The following is a 20,056-nucleotide window of genomic DNA, read 5'->3' as shown; positions in this document are numbered from 1 at the left end:
CCATGCCGATGCTGCGGTTTTTATTTCGGAAAATGTGGAATACCCGCTGGCTAACGCTCAGCACCTTGCTTGGTCTTGTCATGGCCGTTGCTTTCACCACGAGTATTCCGATGTATGCAGATGGGTCACTGAAGCGTGTCGTCGCCAAATCTTTAGAAGAAAAGAGCGAGGGACTTCCCGCAGGCTCACTGCTCATGCGGTATCAAGCAGTCGGGACAGAACGTGCAGAGTTGGAAGAGTTGAAAGGCGTCAATGTGTATATACAAAATGATGTTCCAAAAGATATTGGCTTTCCCATACATACTTATGCGAGTAGCTATGCGGTCAAAGGAGCACAACTATCTCCCGCTGAAGGGACGAAAGCAGATCCAAGTAAACGTCGTCAAATGACGTTAACGTCAATAAGTGGGTTAAAGGATCAGGTCGATTGGACAAATGGACAAATGGCTTCTGGACAAGTACAAAATGGCCAATTGGAAGCAGTAGTCCTAGAAGAAGCTTTGTTTCGAAACGATTTGCACGTAGGGGATGTATTCAATTATTCCGTTGCAAGTGCCAGCGGCAGTCAATTGCTAAAGGTGAAGGTTGTTGGTTCCTTCAAACCGAAGAACGAAACGAGTGCCTATTGGTTTCAAGGGTTAGAGGGATTAGTCAATGCACTTATTATTCATGACGATGTATTCATGAAGACGTTGCTGACGGAGAAGAAAATTCCGCTGCAGCTCGCCAATTGGTACTATGCTTTCGATCTGCGTAACATTCAAACAAGTCAATTATCGCCACTGGAGAGCCGTTTGGAACGACTGGATATTAACTTGTTCCAGAAACTTAAGAATACAAAGGTAGATGTATCATTCAAGTCGATTCTAAGCGAATTTAAAGCCCAAAGCTTACAGATGCAGATTTTATTATTCACATTGGCGGCGCCCATGATTGCCATGGTTTTCTATTACATTATGATGAATGCCAGGCAATCGCTAGATCGACAGCGCGGGGTGATTGCTATCTTGCGAAGCCGTGGGGGCAGCACGAAGCAAATAGTGGGGATATACTTCCTAGAAGGATTGTTACTAGGAGTGATTGCGCTGTTGGTAGGGCCGTTTATGGGCTGGTTCATGGCAAAAAGCATTGGTTCCTCCAGTGGATTTCTAACATTTGTGGATCGAAAATCCGTTCCGATTAGCTTTACAACAGAAGCAATGCTCTACGGTGGGCTCGCTGTTCTCATTGCGATTCTTGCCAGTGTTATTCCAGCTGTGCTTTTCGCAAGATCTTCGATTGTGAACTATAAGCAGCAGCTCGCAAGGTCAGACCGTTCGCCACTATGGCAGCGGTGGTTCCTTGACATTATTTTACTGGGATTTGTTGGTTATGGCTTCTACTTATTTGACCAACGTCAAGTATTATCTGTACAAACAGGAATGACAACCGATCAACTTCAGGTACACCCGCTGCTGTTTTTCGTACCGGCGCTTTCGATCTTCGCTCTGGGACTTTTCTTTCTCCGCGTATTTCCGTGGCTGCTGCGATTGTTCGGTTGGCTTGGTCGAAAGTTCCTGCCTGTGCCGCTATATTTAACGCTTGTTCAGCTTTCTCGTTCAGCCAAAGCGTATTATCCGCTTATGCTGCTGCTCATTCTTACGCTTGGTCTTGGTGTGTACAATTCCTCGGCTGCACGTACGATAGATCTGAACTCTTCGGAGCGGATCTTATACCAATATGGTACCGACGTCGTGCTGCAAACCGTGTGGGAAGGTTTCTCAGATGATCTGCCAAAGGATCCGAACGCGAGTGGCAACAGTGGCGGAGCTCAGGGAGGAAACGGGGCGAACGGTGGGAATGGCAGTGATGGGTCCGGTTCAGGCGGTGGCCAAAGCCAAGGTCAGGGTCAAGGTCAAGGCGGCCCCAAACCGGGTGAGGAAACCCTATCCAAGATTCGTTACGTAGAACCGCCATTTCAAGTGTTCCGTGATTTGGAAGGCGTTCAGGCTGCTGCCAGAGTGATGCAAACCAAAGGAAATGTAGTCGTTTCCGGTAAATCTACCGGACAGGGAATTATCATGGGGATCGATAATGCTGATTTCGCTAAAGTAGCGTGGTTCCGACCTGATTTATTTCCAGCCCACCCGAATCAATATTTGAATTTGCTAGGCAGCTATGAGCAAGCCGTTATTATTCCTTCCAACTATGCAAGCAAATATGCGCTTAAGGCGGGTGATTTACTATCCATTACCATCGGACAGCAGCCCGTGGAATTCGTAATTGTTGGGATATTACCGTATTGGCCAAGTCAATATCCGGATCAAACACCATTTTTCGTAGCGAATCTAGATTACATCTATGATCAAGCACCGATTACACCTTATGAAGTATGGCTCAAAATGAAACCGGAAGCTAAAGTGCTCCCGATCGTTACAGCCTTACAAGCCAAAGGAATTGAAATTGCTTCTGTCAAGGATGTTCGCAACGAGCTCATCGTTCAGAAGAAGCTCCCGGCAAGAGGCGGTGTGTTCGGTATTCTTAGCTTGGGTTTCCTCGTTTCTGTCGTCGTCTCTCTCATCGGTTATATGCTTTATTGGTTCTTTAACTTATCTAGCAGGGTCGTACAATTTGGTGTTCTGCGTGCTATGGGGCTTTCCCGCAAGCAATTGACCGGTATGCTGCTGCTTGAGCAGGGCTTCACAGCTGGACTATCTATCGTGCTAGGTATCGCAATTGGCAAGCTAACGAGCTTTTTCTTCCTACCCTTTCTGCAAACTTCCCAGAATGTGAAAACGCAGGTACCGCCATTCCGAGTCGTATTCGATTCCAAGGACACCTATCAGTTATATTTCGTAGTTGCTTTCATGATGCTAACTGGCGCACTGTTGCTGTTCTTACACATTAGAAGGCTGCGCGTTCATCAGGCTGTGAAGCTAGGGGAGGAGAAATAGCGTGATTACTTGCGAGGGCTTAGTGAAGATTTACAAAACCGACGAGATCGAAGTTGTCGCTTTGCAAGGACTGAACATTCAGATTGACGACGGTGAGTTGATGGCGATTATCGGAAATAGCGGAAGCGGCAAGTCAACTCTGCTGAACATTTTGGGAGGTCTTGATCGCCCTTCCGCAGGTCAAGTGAAGGTCGGAGATTGGGATTTGCTTAAGATTACTGATAAGCAGCTTGTTGATTACAAACGACATACGGTGGGCTTCATTTGGCAAAATAATGCGCGGAATCTCGTTTCTTACTTGACTGCACTTGAAAATGTGGAAGTGCCCATGATGTTAAGCGGGAGCTATGATCCTGCCTACGCGAAGCAATTGCTTGAATGGGTGGGGCTTAGCCACCGCTTGAATAATAAGCTGCAAGAGCTTTCCGGGGGTGAGCAGCAGCGCGTGGCCATAGCGATTTCGCTTGCTAACCGTCCGCGTTTGCTGCTTGCGGATGAACCGACGGGGTCGGTAGATACGAAGACGGCGGATATGATTCTTTCTATTTTCCAACGGTTGAATAAGGAATTAGGTGTCACGATTGTGATTGTTACCCACGATATGTCCATGGCAGGCAAAGTAGGGCGAGTCGTTGCTATTCGAGATGGGATGACAAGCTCGGAGTTTATTGCCCGCAACCCTTCGATATCACATGTAGAGGGAGCATCGACTGGGCTCACAGAAGAGGCTCATGAGGAGTATGTCGTATTGGATCGTGCGGGCCGTCTACAGGTTCCAAAAGCTTATTTGAACGCTCTGAACATTGACGGGAAAGCTACGATGGAGTTTGATGGCGAGACGATCATGATTAAAGCGCCAAGAGTACTACCTGCTGCAAAGGAAGAAAAAGAATCATCCAATTCGCGAATGGTCGGAGGGCAATCGAAATGATACGTAAAATGATGGTTACAACTTTAACCTTAGCCTTGATGGCTCCACTTGCTGTTGCTTGCACAAAAGGGGAGAAAGCCGACGATAACCAGGAGCGTGTGCTGAGGATCGCGACCAATATGGGCGGTGGTGGTGATTATGAATATTTTAGACAGCAATTCACAGAAATATTTGAATTCGCCAATCCAAATATCAAGTTAGAAATGGTTTCAACGATGGATGAAAAGTTCCAATTTGGCAACATTCAGCCGGGTGAGAAGATGCCGGATCCGATGGAGAAGCTAAAGGAAGTGTTACAGAGTGATAATCCGCCGGATGTGGTCATGCTTGGCTATGAACAGTTGCCAGAAATCATCGAAAGTAACCTGTTATTACAGCTCGATCCTCTCATAACGAAAGATAAATTCGATACAACAGGCATAGTCCCAGCCGTGCTGGAGGGGATGAAAAATGCAGGCGGTGGTAAGATTTACGCACTTGCTCCGACATTCAGCTCCTCTGCGCTCATTTACAATAAGAAAATGTTCGAAGAAGCGGGAGTCGATTTCCCGAAAGACGACATGACATGGGATGAGACATTTGATCTTTCCAAACGATTGGCTAAAGGTGAAGGGGATAAGCGTATCTATGGGTTCTCATTTACAACACAATCCCAGGGTGGCGATTTGTTCTACGGCATGCAGATGTATACAGCTCCTCTGCAGTTAAGAATGTTTGATGATGCTGGCGAGAAAATGACGGTAGATACGGACCAATGGGAGAAAGTATGGGCCAAAATGGCTCAGTTGCAAAAAGAGAATGTTTTCCCAGAGATGATGGATCCGCAGAAGCAAATGAATCGAAGGTTTGATCAAAATAATCCTTTTGCGTACGATGATTTTATGTCGGGTCGCTTGGCTATGGGAATTATTAATTATGGACAGATTCAACAGCTAACGAACGCCAACAAAAATGCAGCTAATTATAAAGGATTCACACCGATTGATTGGGATGTTGTAACGATTCCTTCTCACCCCGAAGCCAAAGGCGTTGGCGGCTCTATTTATATGAATGGCATTATGGGCATTAACGCCAAAGCGCAAAATCCAGAAGATGCCTGGAAGTTCATCAAGTTCATTAATGGAGATGATTGGGCTAAGCTGAAGTCTCATAGTCAAAATGGCTTAGTGGCACGCTCCAAATATTTGAAACCTAAAGAAGGACTGGATTTCCACATGGAAGCCTTCTACAATGTAACACCGGCCCCGATGGAAAATAACACGAAAATATATCGTAATAATCCTAATATTTATCAAGTGCAACAGATTGGTCAGATGCAGTTTACCAACGTCCTGCAAGGAAAATCGACGGCTCGAGAAGCACTCAAGAAATGGCAAACGGATGGCGATGCGATGCTTAAACAAATGAAAGAAAATCCGGGTGCGCCACCGGTACCTATAATGAACCAAGCCGTTCCCGCAGGATAAGATGGATATTGAAGGAGGAGATACCTCACAATGATAAACCCAATTCGCCACAAGCACTTAGCAACCATAGCCTTGTCTGCGCTAATTGCGCTTGGAGCCGTTACACCCGTCTGGGCCGATGGCAGCCCCTCCACGCTTTCGCTGAATGCAGGAAAAGTAAGCATTTCTGGAAGTAGTTACTTTGAATTGAAAGAGATTCATGTTCTACCGGATCAAGGTGGGAAGTTAGCGACTTTTACCATAACCATCCACAACGAGGGCAACAGTGAACTGCAATTTATCGATTATTGGGTGCGGTTAAAAAGCAAATCCGGCAATCAATTCTCAGCTCGCTTACTGCCGGCGGATAAGGATAAGAACCGGGTAGCTCCCGGTTCCACGACAGATATAACGTTTTATGCAACGGTAAATACGAGCACGAACTTACAAGATCTCGTTGTGCAATTTATTAAGTGGGATTTTAACCAATCTAATTTCGAACGAGTGCTGGGTGAGGTTGCAATCCCCGATGACTACACGGATGTAACACCTGCGGACCTTGCAGCAGAGATTTCTGTCGGTGGAACTAACGTGAAGGCTTCGATTAAAAAGTTCGTCAGTAACAAGAATGAGAAATATCATGTTCCAACGGTGTATATGACCTTAGAAAATGCCGGAAGTCATACCGTCACGATTCCTACATACCTCTTCTCTATCCGTACCTCAGAAGGGCTGCTGTATCCGCTAGAAGCCAAAGGAATGAAGGATTTGAAAATCAATCCGAAGGAGACAAAGGAAATTCAGCTCTCCGGTTCGATTCCGATTGCTGTTGCTGCAGATGATTGGCAATTAGCGATTGCAGAGACGATTCCAGACTTGAAATTGAATATCGCCGTTGCGAATTTCCAGCTGCCAGCTGTTTCTCAGCAAGAAGGCGGTTCTGTTGGAAAGGCATATACCTTCACAAGTAAATCCGGTGTATATACGACTCAGCTGAACGGTTTGCACAGATTGCCGTGGGAAGATCAAGACCTCCTGACAGCCGATTTAACGCTGAGCAATACAGGTGAAGAATCACTGCCTATCCCGAAATTATCCGGGTATTTCTTATTAGATGACGCTGTGAAAATTGATGCAAAGATTATCCAGACAGCTAAAGTGATTGGATTGGGAGCAGGCGCAAGCGTCAATCTGCAAATCGCAGGCAAAATACCCTATACGTACGAGTTTTCCCAAATTAAATTAGTTCTCCAAGAGAATGAGGGAGAAACGACGGGTACTGGATCGGGTACAGGCAGTACTACAGCAACGGATGTGCTGGAGTTCTCGACACAAGCTGAAATCCAAGCTATTCCATACATCGGTATGGGGCAATCCTATACGTCGAATGACATCGGGCGAAAGGCGAAGTACGAGATTCGAAGCGTATCGACCTATGAGGATAAAACAAATGTCATGTATTCGGCGATGGTGGAAGCCACCAATTTGGAGAAGCGATTCACGAATGTGTCCAAGTTCGTAGCCAATTTCCGTTCATCGGACGGTACGATATTCCCGGCAACAGTTGCGGAAGTGAAGAACAAGATCAGTCCTACTGGCAAAGCACTGCTAAATGTTTGGGCATTGGTTCCCAAGGGCTATTCCACTACACATATGAATTTACTTCTAGGAGAAGCAGTCACGGAAGGCAAACTGTCGGAAGGTGAGAAAGCAGTTGCGGATTCCTATGTGAATCCAATAGCCTACGGGCTGCCAGACGAGAAGACTCAAGTAGCAACAACACTTAAAAATGTTGAATTGTTCCCATATACGATCTCGATTGATAAAATAGGAACATCCATTTCGACCAGTGAATTTACGTTGAAATTCAACTACGAGTTAACCAAAGAGAAAATGACGGAAATTAATACCGAAGGACATAACTTACTGCTTGTTTTTGAAGATGGCGGCGGGATTAAGCGATTAGAGAAGAAATTCGATTTCAAAGATTTTGATGTCATTAATGGAGACTCAACGGCGGATGAAGATGTTAAGATTCGTCTAGGTAAGAGAGACAACTTCATAATAACAACCAATGATCCAGGCCTCATTTATAACACTAAATTTTTAAAAAAATATTCACTCAGCATTTATGACGAGTTCCAAGGTCAAAGAAAGCTGCTGGCCACACAACAGGCTGAATGGTTTATCACTTCGGACTAAGTTGAACATAAGCTTGTAACAACCCACCTCTATCATGCACTTCCGTGCCAGCTTAGGGTGGGTTGTTCACTGCGAATAAAAGCGACTAACCTTGGTTAGGCTGAGGGTAGCATGCTGAGGAACGCAGGGGGCAAGTAATGAAATTTGAACTGGGACGATGTCTGTTACAAGAACGATTAGATGAACACGGAATGGCTAGAGAAGAACTATGCCGCGCATTGCATTACAAGCCTGAACGGCTCGTTGACTACATAGAGAAAAAAAGGATCATGCCGCTGCAAGTCGCTATTTCCATTGCGGATACCATCGGTTGCAAAGTGAACGATTTGTATGAGTTAATTGGACCTTAAAAATCTCGGACACAAAAAGGGCTAGAAACCACCTCAAAGGCGGTTTCTAGCCCTTTCTCATTGCATCATACCGTAACAGGCATCAACTGTTCATGTTCATCGTCATTACTTTCCTTCTTTTTACGGGAGAGAAAATAAACACTGGTTAGAATCAAGGAACCGACTAGGTAGATACATAAGTAGCCTGCTTGATGCCACATGTCAGTGTACTGGCCACTGGAAATGACATACCGGAACCCTTGGATCGAATAGGTCATGGGCAGCCAAGGATGAATGGCTTGTGCCCAATCAGGCAGCAGCTCGAGCGGATAGGTCCCCGCGCTTGAAGCTAACTGCAAGATCATTAGCAGCAGTACAACGAATCGACCTGGTTGATCTAGCCATGTGACGAACATTTGAATGACCAGCATGAAGGTTAAGCCGACAACGAAGGTAAAGACATAAAATAAGGGGATGCTCTGTACCTTCAAATCTAAGAAATAGGTGAGAACGGTTGTTGCGATCAGCGCTTGGAAAATGCTCATCAGACTAAAGGTTAAAAGCTTGCTGACCAGCAATCGGAGCCCGTGCGCACCTGGCGTGAACGTGCTTCTAGCTGCGTAAATGGTTGTGAACACGAGCGAGCCTGCAAATAACGCCATAGAAATGAAGTAAGGGGCAATACCGTTCGCATAGATCGCAACCTTGCGATCGTCATTTGCTGTAATCTTAACGGGTTCTGCCAGCATTTTAATCGTTTTGTCATCGGCTTTGACAGCGGCTGTCTGTTTCGCGGCATCGTTCAATTTCGCTGCTAGCTGGCCGCTGCCGTCGACCAATTTTGGTGCACCTGTATCAAGCTCAGTTGCTCCCGCACTCAGCTGCGACGCGCCACTGGCTACTTTATGAATACCCGCAGTCATTTGCGTCATACCGCTAGCCAGATCTCCGGCTCCCGTGCTGACTTGCGCCGCGCCGCTTTGCAGCTTGGTGGCACCAGCCGCTAGCTGCGGCAAGTTAGCATTGAAGGTGTGCAAGCCATCAGCCAACTGCTGCCCACCCGTTTGTAGTTGCGTTGCTCCAGCAACTAATTGCTTTTGTCCGTCACGGAGCTTCTCAGCTCCAGTTACTAGCTTTTCCGTGCCAGAAGCCACAGCCTCACTGCCTGTGAGAAGCTTCTTTTCGGCGTCATGCAGCTTTTTGTTTCCTTCTGCGACCTCTTTGCTGGCTGCAAGGAGCTTGGTAACTGTCGCATTCGAAGCTAAATCTGGATGCGCGGCGACGAATGCTTCAAGACCTGAGGCGACCTGTGCGGAGCCGTCCTCCAATTTATCACTAGCGCTTACGGCTGATGTGAGGCCATCCACCAATTGCGTGCTGCCTTTGGCAGAGGAGGCAAGGCCAGAGGCTAATTGATCCGCTCCGGTTTGGGAGGATTGTAACCCCGAAACTAAGGAGGAGCTGCCTGTTACTGCTTTCTGAGCACCTTGCTCCAACTGTGCGCCTGCGCCTTGCAATTGGCTTGCTCCGCTGGATAGAGCAGCGGCACCCTTGCTAACTTCCAAAGCGCCCGAGCTCAGGTTAGCGGCTCCTTTTTGCAGCAAACCAGCGCTGTCGTCCAATTGCTTGGTGCCGTCCGCCAGGATGACCAAGTTGGTTTTTACTTGATGAATCCCATCACTTAAGGATTGTGCGCCAGCCTGAAGGTCGGAGGCCCCTTTTCCTGCTTCGCTGAGCCCGTTCGAAATCGTTTCGAATTCGGAAAGAATGCTTGTGGAGTAAGCTTCTGTCAACGTTTGGGATAACTTATTTTTTAATTCCTTCGTCGCGCTTTCCCCAATCTGACCGGCTACAAAGTTGTAGTAACTGTTGGATTCGAAAATGATTTCTGCCTGCTTCGGTGTCGTGCTTGTTATCGATGCGGCATCTGTTGAGAATGAGGGTGGAACCGTAATGGTGGCATAATAATGGTTATTTCTCATGCCAAGTGCGGCTTCCTCTGCACTCATGAAGCCCCAGGAAAAGTTTTTATTTTTGCGTAACTCATCCATAAATTCATTACCTATATTGCGAGATTCGCCTTCAAAATCAGCGCCCTGATCCAAATTAACGACGGCGATAGGCAGTTTCTCCAGTTGGCCGTAGGGGTCCCATGTTCCTTTAAGTAAAAATCCACTATATAAAATAGGGACTAATGCGACAGCTATAAAGGTAATAATCATCATAGGGTTCCTAATAAAGCGGCGAAATTCACCTGCAAATACTTGGAAAATGTTTTTTTTCAATTGTGATGCTCCTTTGCGATATAGAATAAATAAACGCACTCCGCCTAGAAAGACGGCGCAGCTGTTTATTGTGTGTGATAATCGTCGTTAATGATGTTCCCTTTTTCCAAACAATTATTCGAAAGATGCTTGGTTTCATCTACGAGGGTTTCGGCAAGGTTCATGATTGTTACTGTATAATACCACTGACAAATGATAAAATATATTTAAGATTATTTTATTTATATAAACAAATAGTTAAGGATGAGCCGATTGAATATTATACAGCTCCAATATTTCATTGATTCTGCGGAGTCGGGGTCATTTACAGAAACGGCCAAAAAGCATGGAATTACCGTTCCAGCCGTCAGTCAGTCGATCAGTCAGCTAGAGAATGAATTAGAAGCTACGCTTTTTACCCGTTCCAAAAAAGGTATTGCTCTTACACAGGATGGGTTTAAAGCTATGCAATATGCACGTACCATATTGACGAATGTGCGAAATATGAGAAATGAGCTTTCCAAATCTAATCCAATCAATACAGGGAATATTGTGATCGCCACGATACCTGGCATGGTTTCATTAGTAACGGACACGACGATTACCTTTATGGGGATCTATCCGCATATTAATGTTCAACTTCTGGAGGGCGATAATACAGCGGTGATGAATCAAGTGATGAAAGGGGAAGCGGATATGGGTTTCGTTTCCTTGTCGCGTGAGAGTCAGGACGACTCGTTCACGTGGGAGCCTGTGATTCGCGGGGAAGCTGTTATTGTCGTGAATAAACAATCGCCTTTGCGATTTTTAACTGCCATAACAGGCGCTGAACTACATAATGAAGTATTCGTTATTTATAAAGATGCTTATATTGAACGGATTGCCGCGGAGTTGATTTCCGGGGACTCAGGCAACCGAATTGCCTTAACGACCAATAACACACAAGCCATCATGCAAATGGTTAGCCGCGGCAATGCCATTACGATCGCAACGGATTACATCGTGACTACGATGCCAGAGAAATTTAAGAACGGGGTCGTCTCGATACCGATTGGAAAATACAAAAAGTACCCGAACTATCTGTGGCGAATCACCAAGAAGGATGTGGAAGTGTCCGCGATTATTAAGGAGTATACGCAGCATTTGTTTTCGAATTTGGAGTGAAAGTGATAACCACATTCCCCTTCTTACGCCCTGTATCCACATACCTATGAGCCTCAGCCATCAGTTCCAACGAATAGCGTCGATCAATCACGGCTTTCATTTGTCCCGCCTCAAAAAGCTCTGCGAGAAACGCGAGATTCTCTTTCTTCTGCTGTAAACCCGAAGCTGTGAACTTGGCTTTTTTGCTGCCGATCTTGGATGTCCATAGCATCTGAAGCATAATGCCTAGCGATGGAACGGTAGTGAGATAGAATCCTTTTGCAGATAGCGAGCCTTTACATTGCGAGAATGAACGCTTGCCTACCGCATCGAAAATAACATCATAAGTCCGACCGCTTTTGGTAAAATCCTCTTGGGTATAGTCAATGACCTGGTCTGCCCCCAGCGATTTCACGAATGCTGTATTCGTGGAACCGCACACCCCCGTCACCTCGGCTCCGAAGTACTTCGCCAGTTGTACCGCGTAAGCCCCTACGGATCCAGAAGCGCCGTTGATCAAGATCTTTTGTCCCCGTTGCAGTCGTGCCGTATCTCGGAGGAATATCAATGCCGTTAAGCCGCCGTCACAGAGGCCCGCAGCCTCATCATAGCTAGCATTAGCTGGAAGAATAGCCAATGTGCCAGCTTCAGGCAGACATACGTACTCGGCGTAGGTGCCGAAGGTAGTCGGACTAATACCGGAAACACGGTCGCCTGCCCTGAAGGACGTCACGCTTCTGCCTACTGCGTCAATTTCACCAGCGAACTCTACGCCTAGTATCGTATGTTTTGGCCTGTGCAGACCATACATGAATCGGATGATAAAAGGGTCAGCCTTGCGAAAAGCACAATCCGAAGGTGTGACAATAGCCGCGTGCAGTTTAATCCGTACTTCATTATCCTTAGGTTCTGGCTTTTCTACCTCTTTGAACTGAAGCACCTCAGGTGACCCGTACGTGGTACAAACAATCGCTCTCATTCATATCCCTCCTGCATGGATTGTTGTTAGCCAATCTCACACTTGGTCATCCTCAATGAAGAAAACATCTTCCAACGGTAATTTGAAAACACGTGCAATGCGAAAAGCCAATTCCAAAGAAGGGGAGTATTTGCCCTGTTCGAGGGCGACGATGGTTTGCCTCGTTACCCCAACCTTATCTGCCAACTGCTGTTGCGTCATTTCATCCTGGTTAAATCGTAATTTCCGTATGTGATTGCTGATCAGACTTTTGCCCATCTTAAACTCCTTTCCGATAATGGTAGAGCTGTGTGAATACACCGGCCATTTCTGACAAGAATCCTGAGAATATAAGAATGATGAACATCGTGGTAGGCGTCATATCCATCACCAGCGATCCCATGGCTAGAAGAAAACCCAGCGTAAATACATAATGAGAATTTCTTGTAGCCTTCAAATCAATTAATTTGTCGAGTTCATCTGAGAAGGAAGGCTCCACTTCTTTGGTCGTCATGCGATAGATCATATTGAAAATGATAGCAATGATGATTTTGGCAACAATGGACACCGGAATTAAGATTAAGATGGCAGCCGCCCAAAAGTGGAAGGTTTCCGTCGTGTCCATGCTCGTATCCTGAATCTTTTGAAAGACATACCAACAATAGAAACCAAAAATGAACACCATGCTTATAAACGAGACGATATGCTTTTTCTCTTGATAGGACATTTCTTCCATGCCTCCTGTATGTTCATTTTTACCTTTAGTAAAATATTATATACACAATGTAACTTATACTATACATGAAGTCAACTGTACAATACACCATTTAATTAAAAATGTCATGATCGCAAACATGATATAATCAGCCTAGAATGATGCAGGTAAAAGGGGATAGCCATGAGTGTAATTCGTTTGGAGAACGTTACGAAGAAATATGAGGACGCGATGATTTTTCGCGATATTTATTTTAAGGTGAGTCAAGGGGAACGAATTGGCCTGATTGGACGGAATGGTGCCGGGAAATCGACGGTTTTTAAGCTAATTATGGGTAAGGAAGAGCCCACGTCAGGCAAAGTAGAAGTTGATCCTCAGGTTAAAATAGGGTACTTCTCGCAATTCTCGGAAATGACCGGAAGCTTGTCCGTTCAACAGGAGCTGGAAATGTGTTTCGAGCAAGTTGCGCTGATTGAACGCGAGTTGCAGGAAGTTGGAGAGAAGCTCGGTATTGTTACCGATGATGGTGAGATGGATAAGCTGTTGACGAGGCAAGCTGAGCTGTTTGAGCAAATGGAGCATTTGGACGGGTGGAATGTATCCGTTGAAATTAACACGGTTCTAACGAAGCTTGGGTTTAATGAGCGGTCGCGTCATCAGCCTGTCGATGAATTGTCCGGCGGTTGGAGAAACCGTGCGGCGCTAGCCAAAATGCTCATAGAGCTGCCCGATGTTGTCCTGCTGGACGAGCCGACCAATTACTTAGATATTGAAGGTATTGCTTGGTTGGAGCAGTGGCTGTATCGGTTCAAAGGCGCGATGATTCTGATATCTCATGACCGGGAATTTATCGACAAAGTGGTCACGCAAGTGATCGAGATCGAGAACTATCGTTTTCAGGAATATGAGGGGAATTACACCGACTATATCCGCAAAAAGAAGATGCGCAAAAAGGAGCTCGACCGCCAATTTGAGTGGGAAGAAGAGCTGCTCCTTATGGAGTCGGAGGCCATTGAAAGCCGCGCCAGCAAGAAAATGTCCAAGGACCGTCTCTCACGTCAGCTAGCAGATAACAAAAAACGGATCGAGCCGCACCCCGTCAACGTATTGATCACGGATATTTATGAGCGTCTGCGGTTTCCAGACAAGCTGTGCGAGGTGAAAGGTATCGGTCAGACTTACGAGGATCGGACCATCTTTCAGGACGTCAGCTTCGATATTCAAAAGGAGGACCGCCTAGTCATCGTTGGCCCCAACGGAAGCGGGAAATCCACGCTTATTAAGGTGCTTACAGGACAGGAGAAGCCGGAATCCGGCGAGGTGATCTGGGAAAAAGGCGTCAGCTACGCCTACTTCAACCGCATGTGGGAGGAGCTTAATCCGAAGGATACTGTAAGCCATGCGGTGAATACGTACGGTCTAGGACTGGATGCGCCGCGGAAAAAGGTGAACAAATTCCTAGCCATGCTGCAATTTTCGGAGATGGACCTCAGCAAGTTTATTGGCAACCTGTCCGGTGGGCAAAAGGCGCGGGTCGCGCTAGCGAAGTGTCTCCTCTCCGGCGCCGCGGTCATCATCTTAGATGAGCCGACGAATCATCTCGATCTCATGAGTATTCAGGTCATGGAACAGGCTCTGATTCATTTCCCTGGCGCTGTGATTACGGTAAGTCATGATCGTTTCTTTATTGATAAAATCGGCACGAAAATGCTGACGTTCGACCCGGTGACGGGCGTCAGTGAGCAGAATTTATAAGTGAGGAGAGGTTCGTGTGGGACAGTTTACAGTCGTACAGAGCATTTGGATCCAGGCTTCGCGGAAGCGTGCATGGCAAGCGGTGACGGAAGGGGAGCAGCTTTCGAAGTGGTACTCGCCAGGCTCGCCATGGGAAGTCTCCGAGCTTTCTCTCGGAGCTACGGTTTACTTTCACCATTCACCGAATGCGTACCATGCGGGGACGGAGGTTGTCACCTTGCGAGCAACGACCGTGGGGGTTGAACCTCAGCAACGGTTCGCGTTGCGTTGGGAGCTGGGGATACCCGATTACGAGATGATCACGACATTTCTCCTAGCCGAGGAAGAGGACGGCACACGTGTGACGATCACGGAGACGGGATATGAAACCAAGGAGCAGGCAAAGCCGACCGAAGAGGGCTACGCCATGTCTTTGGCGAATTTGAAGGCTCATTTGGAGGAGCGCGTGTTGCCTTATTAGAAGCGTGGACATCAACGTCTTGTGGTCACTAACTGGAAAACATACAGTTAATTTCTCTCGAATACGCACTTTTGTTCAATTAACTGTAAAAAGCGCAGTTAATTTCAAGATATTTCGTCGGTAGGGAAGAATTCGGCGGAATTACATGTACATTTTCCATGTAATTCGGAGAAATATCAGTTAGGCAGAGAAATAGCTGGAGTTTTTCCAGCTATTCGTTATGTGGAGGCATGCGACTCTTACTATAGGGCTGCTGGTCGAGTGGGCTTCTGCAAAATAAGAACACTTGATCCCATATCATTCTTCGTGTTACACTTTTAGGAAATAGATGATGAATGGTGGGATCGCCAAATGAGAATCCAATTAGAAGGCATCACAATGTTATCGCGTGATGTGGCACGACTAGCTCGTTTTTATCGTGATGTGCTTGGCTTTCGAATCGTCGTGGAAGAAGAGGAGTACGTCGAATTTGATAATAGCGGCGTCCGTCTAGCGATTTGCTCGACTCCCCTTATGGCGGATAATACGAATGATCATCCTTCGTTTCTGGAAGAGCGTAAAGGGCAAGTCTTCGAATTCAATTTTCAATGTGACTCACCGGAAGAAGTGAGCGCTCTTTATCAGGAGTATATCTCCAAAGGAGCTACCGCGATTATGGAGCCAAAGTCAAAGTCCTGGGGACATGTAACGGCCTTCTTTGCTGATCCAGATGGGAATGTTCATTCGCTTTTTGCGGTAGCACTAGAGCATAAATTATAAGAGAAATAAAGAAAGCCGACAGGCTATCTCTTTCGAGAAGCTGTCGGCTTTTGTTCAATTTCCCCATTTTATTTGACTTATCAATCTATTAAGCCAGAGTGCTGTTTGACCTCTATTCGTATCTGTATCCTTATTGAATCTGAATGGCTCGCCAAGCTTGATTATATGTTGTTTCGAAGTAATTGCGAGTGCTTGCTCTGCCCAAGAATCAACGGACATCTCCGCGCTTACTTTTCTTATTTCCTCAATAATTTCTGTCTGCTGAAATTGTTGACTCGCTGGGGATACTTGTAATGCATTTGCAAGCATCGTGAGAGCTTCTTGATTGGAGATCCGCTCGTTAGGACGGAAGCTGTTATCTTCATAACCATGAATAAGCCCATTGGAAGCTGCTGTTAGTACGCTTGGATAAAACCAGTCGTGCTCCCCGACATCTGTAAACTGTACGATCTTGTGGGGATTTTGTTTGAGACCCAGTGCCCTAACAAGCAAAGCTGCAAACTCGGATCTAGTCACATGTTGTTCTGGCTTAAATGTTCCATCGGCGAAACCATTGATAATACCCATGGCACCTAGCGCTTGAATAGCTTGATTAGCATAGTGAGTATCTTCAAGGTCTAGGAACGACTTTGCTTTTGTTTTATACAAGACATAGATGGAATTCCCATTTCTCCATAAGGTAGCTAACGAAGGATGACCATTTTCATACTCAATTTGTATCGGAACGTTTTCAAAAGTGCCTGATTCGGGATTCCAAACAGCTCCTGCGAATAGTTCACCCTCTGCTAAAGAAACGTCAGCAGGAATTGGCAGTGTATGCCCTATAAATTGATTGAAAGTAGTAGTCTCCTGTTGGTTTTTGTCCTTATCTTCAACAAATAACTGGAAGGACACAGGATCTCCAACTAAAGTTCCACCTATTGCTCCAATGCCTGATTTAATGAGATTCTTCTTTGCTAGATCAATATAATCAATATGAATGTTAAGCTTTTTATCACCCGATACACTTGAAGTAACAAGTACATCCTGTAGTACGCGAATTGGATACTTAATTGTACCTATTTTGGTTTGTACCTTTATCGAAAAATCGTCCTTGTCATTCCTAAGTTGATCAAGTGTACCTGTTGGCAATTCGAACTGATATCCCTCGGCAGACGTGCTCAATGGAATAATGACTTCACTGCTTCCATTTGCAAAAGCTAGCTTATATAGCTTTAATAACTGTTCATTGGTAATGCTCGAAGTAATTTCTACTTTATGATTGGTATTGATGATATCCCATTTAAAATTCTCAACGGGACCGCCACCGCCGCCACCGCCGCCTACAGCACCGCCACCGCCGCCACCACCGCCTACAGCACCGCCGCCACCTGCACCAGAGTTATTGGAAATTGGAATAAAAACTCTCGTACTCTGACTTTCATATTTACCAGGACTTTGCCGTGTAATCAGAAGAGAATCGCCTGGATTGCCGAAATCACGAATTGAAATAGTAACGGAAGATTGTCCTTGTGCTACAATTGCGCTTCCGAGCTGAACTGTTCCATCTCCGCGGTACACAGAGATATACTGGCCGGATTGAAGTCCAGTTACCGTAACTGTGTCGTCCGCTGCCATATTTTTGACAAGAGTCACATTCTCTGCAGGTACAGGTTCCGTCAGAAGTCTTGGGAAAAGTAAATAGGCATAGTAGGGAGCTCGTTGACCTTCTGACGTTTCGGTGGTAATCGCTAGTCCAACTGCTTTCGAGGGAATCTGGTGTTGGTCCAATTGAATGGAATAGTCAGATTGGCCTGTTTGAGCTTCTGCAATGGCAGATCCAATAATTTCTGAATCATCAATGTAATAAATACGATAGACGGTTCCCGGGCTTTCAACTTTGCCTTTCTTCCATGTCAGCACACCTTTTAGTGAGGTTGGAGTGTCCAGAGATAAGGTTAGGTTTGTATTTTTAGGTAAATAACTAGGCAAGTCCCATAGCGGAAATACCACTGGGGTCGCTATTTGCTTATCCGTATAATCATCTATTTTTGCATAAGCGTACACACCTAGACTAACGGACCCTTGAGGTATGGAAGAATTATTTACTTGATAATCTAAAGTCCCATCGCTAAGAGTCGAGCTATATGTTGAACTCAGATATCCAGTTGGTTGTTGGTTGGCATCTAAAAAATAAAATTTATAGTAAGAAATACCAGACTGATTAATAGCAGGTTTGAAAAGGATATGGCCCTGAATCCACCCTTCTCTTATTTCTGCATCAACTAGGATTGGATTTCTAGGAAGTAATTCCATCTGTATGTAGGTATCTAAATCAGCTAGGCTCGCAAACTTAAATACATCTTTTGCTGATGACAAGTACAACGTACTATCTTGAGCTACATAGGCATTCGTAAGTTTAAAAGGTAAGTCTTTAATTTTAGTGAACGTATCTCTGTCATAAACAGCAGTTGTACCAAATACAAGTGGTCCATACGCGCTAACAACCGTATCGGGATATGTCCCGTATACGTTACCCGTTATGCCAATGCGCTTATTTCCAAAGTAAAATTGGTCTCCATCTTTAATTAATTTCCCATAATTAGGTAAATCATAAATCGGATTGGATATTGAAACTTGTGTCTGCGTTACTGGATCTATCTTGAATATTTGACTCGAATTAGATAGCCCATATACGTTATCTGTTACGCTATCATAAACTAAGCCGTTATAAATATAACCATTGACAAGATGTTGATCGGCTAGTTGAAGATTTCCTTCGTAAATAGGATTTAGAACCCTCATGCTCTGGAAGATAGAGTACCCCCAGTAATAGATGAACTGACTAGTAGGATAAACCAACTTTGGATTTACTGAGGTAGTAAACTGAGTTATAGGTAACGGAGAAGAGGCTGTAATATCTCCCGTATTTACAACGCCTACTTTGGTTGCGCCGTTAAGTGCAACATAGATATGATTGTTGTAAAGTTGAATATCAGATGGATTGGATCCGATATCGCTCTTCTTCACTACACTCATATCACTTTTCCTAATGACAATCATTTCGTTGGTATCATAGGAGATCGAGTAAATATAAGGACTTTCTTCATTTGTTGTCCAAGCATTAATGGAGTCACTGAAATTCAGATGATTATTTGAAGATTTTATTTGATTTGTATAAGGGACAGAAAGATTTAGTGTATATGCTTCGATTTTATTCCTTCCGTAAATCCCCATTTCAGCCACATAGACCGTTCCATTAGTGCCCATTAAACCATGGGTTACTTCATAGGGGAGATCTGCTAGCTTTTTATAGGTTTCCTTGTCAAAAACAGCTTGACTTGTCAAAACATAACTTCCGGCAACGTCCATAATACTTGAGTTTAAATAGCTATAATTCCCGTATCGTTTGTAAGCGCCCTTTATGTCAGCAATGTTAGAACCGTTCATCCGCATGCCGCCAAAGAATAAGTCGCTCCCATCAAAGAATATTTTTCGATTAGGAAACGCAAACCCGTAACCTCCATAATAGTTACTTACGCCTATTTGCTGGCCGGTGACATAGTTATACGCGATTAACTTAGAACCGGATGAACCTGTTTCGCCTACATAAACGGTATGGGTGGACTCATCTGTCGCAAATATAGCGTCTGAGAGTAAAGTATCGAAGTTAGTAAAAGTTTGGCCATTCCTGTCATACCTAAAGGCAGTAGATGTATTGTCTGAAAAAAATAAGTAGTCTGAAGTAACGGCCAGCGAGGATGTCCCTCGATATAATTCAATTTGTGTGGATAGTGATTTTGTAGTTAAATTTACCACCTGAACGTGAGAAGCATCGGCTAGAGCAATGTACAAAGAATTTCCGTTTCTACTTAGGCTAGTTGGCTTAGAGCCGACAAATAGTTCTTTCTCAATTACAAAATCTGATGTACGAATAAAATAAAGTTTATTCGTATCTTTCGAAATAACATAAAGATATCCGAGTGTATTATCTGCTAACCAATCCGTCACTCCTTGGGTGAAATTTAGGCTTAAAGTAGGTTGGGGGGCTGTTACTGCTGCTGTTGTATCTGCGTGTGCGGATTGGACATGTTCAATAGATGTGTACGATAAAAACAACAAGAAGAGGCAGATTAGTCGTATAAAACCTTTCTGATATTGAAGCAACATGGATTTCATCCTC

The 20,056-nt window shown here is 45.1% G+C and carries 14 protein-coding genes; 9 read left to right on the top strand and 5 right to left on the bottom strand.

What is annotated here, in order from left to right; translation table 11 throughout:
• Positions 1-2: 2 nt before the first annotated feature.
• The 5 genes from AC58QG_RS24405 (at position 3) to AC58QG_RS24385 (ending at position 7,861) form a co-directional block, all read left to right on the top strand.
• Entirely contained in the window at positions 3-2,933 is a 2,931-nt protein-coding gene (locus AC58QG_RS24405) for an ABC transporter permease (protein ID WP_497364975.1), read from the top strand.
• Between the two features lies 1 nt (position 2,934).
• A complete protein-coding gene (locus tag AC58QG_RS24400) occupies positions 2,935-3,864 on the top strand; it encodes an ABC transporter ATP-binding protein (RefSeq protein ID WP_497364712.1) in 930 nt (309 codons plus the stop codon).
• On the top strand, positions 3,861-5,330 hold the full coding sequence (locus AC58QG_RS24395; protein WP_497364711.1) for an ABC transporter substrate-binding protein: 1,470 nt from the start codon (positions 3,861-3,863) through the stop codon (positions 5,328-5,330). The genes AC58QG_RS24400 and AC58QG_RS24395 overlap by 4 nt, the downstream gene beginning before the upstream one ends.
• A gap of 30 nt (positions 5,331-5,360) precedes the next feature.
• Positions 5,361-7,511 (top strand): hypothetical protein, encoded by a 2,151-nt coding sequence (locus tag AC58QG_RS24390; RefSeq protein WP_497364710.1) that lies wholly within the window; start codon positions 5,361-5,363, stop codon positions 7,509-7,511.
• Positions 7,512-7,648: 137 nt separating this feature from the next.
• Positions 7,649-7,861 (top strand): helix-turn-helix domain-containing protein, encoded by a 213-nt coding sequence (locus tag AC58QG_RS24385; protein ID WP_497364709.1) that lies wholly within the window; start codon positions 7,649-7,651, stop codon positions 7,859-7,861.
• A gap of 65 nt (positions 7,862-7,926) precedes the next feature.
• Here AC58QG_RS24385 and AC58QG_RS24380 read toward each other — a convergent pair whose 3' ends face one another.
• Positions 7,927-10,125, bottom strand: a complete 2,199-nt coding sequence (locus AC58QG_RS24380) for a YhgE/Pip family protein (protein ID WP_497364708.1) — start codon at positions 10,123-10,125, stop codon at positions 7,927-7,929.
• Positions 10,126-10,368: 243 nt separating this feature from the next.
• Between AC58QG_RS24380 and AC58QG_RS24375 the strand changes: the two genes are divergently transcribed.
• Positions 10,369-11,268 (top strand): LysR family transcriptional regulator, encoded by a 900-nt coding sequence (locus AC58QG_RS24375; RefSeq protein WP_497364707.1) that lies wholly within the window; start codon positions 10,369-10,371, stop codon positions 11,266-11,268.
• Here the strand turns inward: AC58QG_RS24375 and AC58QG_RS24370 are convergent.
• From AC58QG_RS24370 to AC58QG_RS24360, 3 genes are read right to left on the bottom strand one after another with little or no spacing between them, the layout of a single operon-like run.
• Complete coding sequence (locus AC58QG_RS24370) at positions 11,228-12,226, bottom strand: NAD(P)-dependent alcohol dehydrogenase (protein WP_497364706.1); 999 nt, start codon at positions 12,224-12,226, stop codon at positions 11,228-11,230. The two genes, AC58QG_RS24375 and AC58QG_RS24370, sit on opposite strands and share 41 nt — an antisense overlap.
• A gap of 36 nt (positions 12,227-12,262) precedes the next feature.
• A complete protein-coding gene (locus tag AC58QG_RS24365) occupies positions 12,263-12,484 on the bottom strand; it encodes a helix-turn-helix transcriptional regulator (RefSeq protein ID WP_497364705.1) in 222 nt (73 codons plus the stop codon).
• 1 nt (position 12,485) lies between these two features.
• The gene (locus AC58QG_RS24360; RefSeq protein WP_497364704.1) at positions 12,486-12,932 is read right to left on the bottom strand and encodes a hypothetical protein; all 447 of its coding nucleotides are present in this window, start codon (positions 12,930-12,932) and stop codon (positions 12,486-12,488) included.
• Between the two features lie 171 nt (positions 12,933-13,103).
• Here AC58QG_RS24360 and AC58QG_RS24355 point away from each other — a divergent pair, with 171 nt between their 5' ends.
• From AC58QG_RS24355 to AC58QG_RS24345, 3 genes are all read left to right on the top strand, one after another.
• Positions 13,104-14,675 carry an ABC-F family ATP-binding cassette domain-containing protein gene (locus AC58QG_RS24355; RefSeq protein WP_497364703.1) on the top strand — a complete coding sequence of 524 codons (1,572 nt, stop codon included), beginning with the start codon at positions 13,104-13,106 and terminating at the stop codon, positions 14,673-14,675.
• Between the two features lie 16 nt (positions 14,676-14,691).
• Entirely contained in the window at positions 14,692-15,135 is a 444-nt protein-coding gene (locus AC58QG_RS24350; RefSeq protein ID WP_497364702.1) for an SRPBCC domain-containing protein, read from the top strand.
• 351 nt (positions 15,136-15,486) lie between these two features.
• Entirely contained in the window at positions 15,487-15,894 is a 408-nt protein-coding gene (locus AC58QG_RS24345) for a VOC family protein (protein ID WP_497364701.1), read from the top strand.
• Between the two features lie 54 nt (positions 15,895-15,948).
• Here the strand turns inward: AC58QG_RS24345 and AC58QG_RS24340 are convergent, their stop codons facing one another.
• Complete coding sequence (locus AC58QG_RS24340) at positions 15,949-20,043, bottom strand: S-layer homology domain-containing protein (RefSeq protein WP_497364700.1); 4,095 nt, start codon at positions 20,041-20,043, stop codon at positions 15,949-15,951.
• Between the last annotated feature and the right edge of the window lie 13 nt (positions 20,044-20,056).

It is taken from the genome of Paenibacillus sp. J22P169, from assembly GCF_059691995.1.
This window is presented reverse-complemented; position numbering and strand designations above follow the sequence as displayed.